This is a genomic window from Hyphomicrobium sp. 2TAF46 (assembly GCF_052114865.1).
GTDB lineage: Bacteria > Pseudomonadota > Alphaproteobacteria > Rhizobiales > Hyphomicrobiaceae > Hyphomicrobium_B.
Map to the genome: position 1 here is coordinate 1 of NZ_JBFRFO010000024.1, position 1,974 is coordinate 1,974.

General features: G+C 60.9%; 4 protein-coding genes. All 4 read right to left on the reverse strand.

Translation table 11 applies throughout. The annotated features are described in order from the left end of the window. The coding region (locus AB4Z24_RS22455) for an NAD(P)H-dependent oxidoreductase (RefSeq protein WP_441711870.1) at positions 1-503 on the reverse strand (503 nt) is incomplete at its 3' end. After that, positions 503-1,210 (reverse strand): aquaporin, encoded by a 708-nt coding sequence (locus tag AB4Z24_RS22460; RefSeq protein WP_441711872.1) that lies wholly within the window; start codon positions 1,208-1,210, stop codon positions 503-505. The genes AB4Z24_RS22455 and AB4Z24_RS22460, both read right to left, overlap by 1 nt. Before the next feature lie 3 nt (positions 1,211-1,213). Continuing rightward, complete coding sequence (locus tag AB4Z24_RS22465) at positions 1,214-1,738, reverse strand: arsenate reductase ArsC (RefSeq protein ID WP_441711874.1); 525 nt, start codon at positions 1,736-1,738, stop codon at positions 1,214-1,216. After that, positions 1,735-1,974, reverse strand: a 240-nt coding sequence (locus AB4Z24_RS22470) for an ArsR/SmtB family transcription factor (protein WP_441711876.1), incomplete at its 5' end; no start/stop codon positions are given. The genes AB4Z24_RS22465 and AB4Z24_RS22470, both read right to left, overlap by 4 nt.

Below are 1,974 nucleotides of genomic sequence, written 5' to 3' on the forward strand. Positions count from 1 at the left end.
GGGATGGTGATCATCCGCATCCAGCGGCCGAGTACGCGCATCTGGTTCACGGCGTTGAAGGATTGCGAGCCGCCGCTGACCTGCATCACCGCTAGCGTCTTGCCTTGCGTTGGTCGAATTGCGCCCGTCGATAACGGTATCCAGTCGATCTGGGACTTCATCACGCCGCTCATCGCGCCGTGGCGCTCCGGCGAGCACCACACCTGCCCCTCGGACCAAGCAGCGAGGTCGCGAAGCTCCTGGACCTTGGGGTGCTCTTCCGGCGCGTCGTCCGGCAGCGGAAGCCCATGCGGATCGTAGACCTTGGTCTCGGCACCGAAATGCTCCAGCAGGCGCGCCGCTTCCATCGTGAGGAAACGACTGTACGACCGCGCGCGCAGTGAGCCGTAAAGCAGAAGAATGCGCGGCTTGTGGGTCGCCGCGGCGGCCAGCTTTTCGGCGGCTGGAATGTGGAGGTGATCATGAACGACGTTGTTTAAGTCACCCGCTCCGTTCTTGGCCATTACGCTTTCGTCCTTGCCAGCAAGGTGTTGGTCTGTCTTCCAGACGCCGGATGGAAGAGCCAGGCAGCCACGAGCATGGCGAGCACCGCGCCGGCGAGCTGTGCGGCAATGAAGGGTGCCACGTCGGCCAAGCGGATGCCCGCAAAGGTGTCAGAAAAGGCACGGGCAATCGTCACCGCCGGATTAGCAAACGACGTCGAGGCGGTGAACCAGTAGGCGGCCGTGATGTAAAGGCCGACGTTGACCGCTACGGCCTTACGTCTTGCCTGCAGCGTGCCGAGAATGGTCAGCAGCAAGCCGAAGGTGGCGACGCCTTCCGCGAACCATTGGCCGGTTCCGGTTCTCACCTTAGTTGCGAGCTGCATCAGCGGAAGGTCAAACATCGCGTGCGCTGCCGCCACGCCAACAAGACCTCCGAAGACTTGCGCCAGGATGTAAAGGAACGCGAGACCGACGCTGATCCCGCCACGCAGGCAAAACACACATGAAACGGCGGGATTGAAATGTGCGCCAGAAACAGGTCCGAAGACCGTGATCAAGACGACGAGAATGGCGCCGGTCGGGAGCGTGTTGCCCAACAACGCAAGTGCGTCGTTCCCGGCCGATAGCTTTGCGCCCATGATGCCGGAGCCGATCACGGTGGCGAGGAGTACTGCCGTGCCAAGACACTCCGCGCCAAGACGCTGGCCAAGCGTATACGGTCCCACGCCTCAGGCCCTCTCTGGTGTAACGTCGATTTTGGTGCGGCCGATGTCATGGAGGTGCTTTTGTAACGAGAGGCTGTCGAGAGATTTCAGCGGCAAGCTCGTAAAAATGCCGATGCGGTTGTTGAGCATGCGGTAGGTATCGGCGAATGCCAGCGCCTTTTGGGCAGCGTCGCCTTCGGCTTCAACCGGATCAGGCACGCCCCAATGCGCGCTCATCGGCTGTCCGGGCCAAATCGGGCAGACTTCATTGGCAGCGTTGTCGCAAACCGTGAACACGAAATCCATGACCGGAGCGCCAGGTGCCGCAAACTCCTCCCATGACTTGGAGCGCAGCACGCTAGTGTCGTAGTTGAGTTTGTTGAGCAGATTGATTGCCAACGGATGCACTTGCCCCTTGGGCATGCTGCCGGCGCTATAGCCTTTGAACTTGCCCATGGCGGCGCGATTCATGATGGCCTCGGCCATGATCGAGCGAGCGGAATTGCCTGTGCAGAGAAAGAGGATGTTGACCGGGCGGTCTTCGGTCATTTCGTTTCTCCCTTACACAACTTGCGCGCTTTTTTGACCGTAGAACCGCAAAGCTCCGGCTGGCCCTGGCAGCAGTCCTCGGTGAGGAAGGTCAGAAGCTGGCGCACCTTGTCGAAGTGAACCGCGTAGCGGATGTAACGGCCGACCCGCGTGGCGTGGATGAGCCCCGCCCGATCCAGTTCCTTTAAATGAAATGACGCGCCTGTTGGCGTCGCTTCCACCGCATCGGCGATCTC

Bases quoted from the DNA above. Each gene is read 5' to 3' on its own strand.
- AB4Z24_RS22465 (WP_441711874.1), bottom strand. From the start codon at position 1,738: ATGACCGAAGACCGCCCGGTCAACATCCTCTTTCTCTGCACAGGCAAT.